The organism is Methylobacterium sp. J-048 (assembly GCF_022829515.1).
Lineage (GTDB): Bacteria > Pseudomonadota > Alphaproteobacteria > Rhizobiales > Beijerinckiaceae > Methylobacterium.
The window spans coordinates 1-2105 of sequence record NZ_JAKSYL010000267.1 but is presented as its reverse complement, the minus strand read 5'-3'; the positions used below and the strand labels follow the sequence as shown (position 1 = coordinate 2105).

The 2105-nt window shown below is 66.3% G+C and carries 2 protein-coding genes; both read left to right on the top strand.

The genetic code is table 11. The features are described from left to right. The first annotated feature begins 162 nt into the window (after positions 1-162). Positions 163-1044 carry a cytochrome b/b6 domain-containing protein gene (locus MKL09_RS26825; protein WP_409566994.1) on the top strand — a complete coding sequence of 294 codons (882 nt, stop codon included), beginning with the start codon at positions 163-165 and terminating at the stop codon, positions 1042-1044. Beyond that, positions 1041-1973: a molybdopterin-dependent oxidoreductase gene (locus tag MKL09_RS26820; protein WP_244025052.1), complete on the top strand. Its 933-nt coding sequence runs from the start codon at positions 1041-1043 to the stop codon at positions 1971-1973. The genes MKL09_RS26825 and MKL09_RS26820 overlap by 4 nt, the downstream gene beginning before the upstream one ends. Positions 1974-2105 lie beyond the last annotated feature (132 nt).

The window sequence follows — 2105 nt, the reverse complement described above, 5'->3', positions numbered from 1 at the left end:
ATGATGCACGGCGACCGGATGATGATGAAGAAGCGGATGATGCGGAAGCGGATGATGAAGCGCCGCATGATGAACCGCATGTGAGGCGGTCACCGCGACCTCGGAAGGGCCTCCTTGGCCCTTCCACCGCGACCCGCTGCTGTCGTCGACGAGCTCCCCACTTTGCCCCGCACATTCCTGACGCGCTCCGCACCCGACACAGCCGAAGTCGAGCGCCGCCGCTGGATGTTCCGGCACCCTGCCGTCATCCGCCTGACCCACTGGGTCAACGTGGTCTGCCTACTGGTCCTGCTGATGAGCGGCCTGCAGATCTTCAACGCCCACCCGGCCTTGTACTGGGGCAAGGTCTCGACCTTCGACACGCCTCTGATGGCGATGTCCTCCACCGAGGACGATCCGCCCAAGGGCGTCACGACGGTCCTCGGGCATACCTTCGATACCACCGGCTGGCTCGGTTCCTCGGTAGGCGCGGACGGCGAGGCGGCCGACCGCGGCTTCCCGGCCTGGCTGACACTGCCAAGCGATCAGGACCTCACCGGCGGTCGCAGCTGGCACTTCTTCTTCGCCTGGGCCTTCGTGCTGAACGGCTTCGCCTACCTGCTCTACGGGCTGGTCAGCGGACATCTTCGGTTCCGAGTGATCCCGTCGCGTGATCAGATCCGGCACTTCGGCGCCTCGATCTGGGAGCACCTGACATTGCGCTTCCCTCAAGGTGACGAGGCCAAGCGCTACAATGTCATCCAGAAGCTGACCTACCTCGTCGTGCTGTTTGTGCTCCTGCCCGTGCAGGTCCTGGCCGGCCTCGCGATGTCGCCGGCGATGGATGCGGCGTTCCCGTTCCTCCTGACGCTGTTCGATGGACGGCAATCGGCCCGCACGGTCCACTTCGTCGTGGCGGCGCTGCTGGTCCTGTTCGTGATCGTGCACGTCGCGCTGGTCCTGCTCTCTGGGTTCTGGAACAACATGCGCGGCATGATCACCGGTTGGTTCGTGATTGAGCGCAAGGTCGAGCCGGTCGCCGCCGCTGGAGGGCCCCAGCCATGAGCCTCCTTCCGACCCGACGCGCCCTCCTAACAGGAGCTTCCGCCATGGCCGCGGCGGCAGTTCTCGGCGGGTGCGACCGGCTGGGTAACGCGGTGTGGTTCCAGCGCACGCTCAAGACTGGCGAGGACGCCAACCTGTTCGTCCAGCGCCTGCTCCTTACCGAACGCAGCCTGGCACCGGAATATGCCGAGGCCGACATCTCGCCGTGGTTCAAGCCGAACGGCACAGAGGCTCCGCCCGACAAGGGCTACAAGGCCCTGGCGAGGGGCAAGTTCGCCAAGTACCACCTGGAGGTCGGCGGGCTCGTGGAGGCGCCCTTCAAGCTGTCGCTGGCCGAGCTGCGCAAGCTTCCGTCCCGCACCCAGGTCACCCGGCACGATTGCGTCGAGGGCTGGAGCGCCATCGGCAAGTGGACCGGCGTACCGCTCGCCGACCTCCTGACTCGGGCCAAACTGAAGCCGGAGGCGCGCTACGTCGTGTTCCACTGCGCCGACACCATGGACCAGGGCGAGGACGGCGGCGGGGCTGACACCGCGCAAGATGACGGCACCGACGAGGAAGTCCCTGCGGGCAACGCCAACCCGGCCATGACCAAGCAGTCGGGCGGCGGGGAAAGCAGGAAGGACTCCGGCGGCCTGCAGGCGTCGGAGGGTACCGCAACCGGTGGCGGATCGCCGGTCCGGTACTACGAGAGCATCGACTTGGTCGACGCGTTCCATCCGCAGACGATCCTCGCCTACGACATGAACGGCAAGGTGCTTCCCGTCTCGAACGGCGCCCCGCTACGCCTACGCGTCGAACGCAACCTCGGCTACAAGCAAGCCAAGTACGTGATGCGCATTGAGGTGGTCGAGAGCTTCGCCCAGATCGGCGAGGGCAAGGGCGGCTACTGGGAGGACCAGGGCTACGCCTGGTATGCCGGCATCTGATCCGAAGGATCGGACGTGAGCTGCGCAACCAGATCCTTGCCAGAAGGGTCTGTAAGCCAGCCTGAGGCGACCGGCCGGGACCAACCGTCGGGCTGCATCCCGGCCTCGCGCACATCCCTACCGCACCGCGGC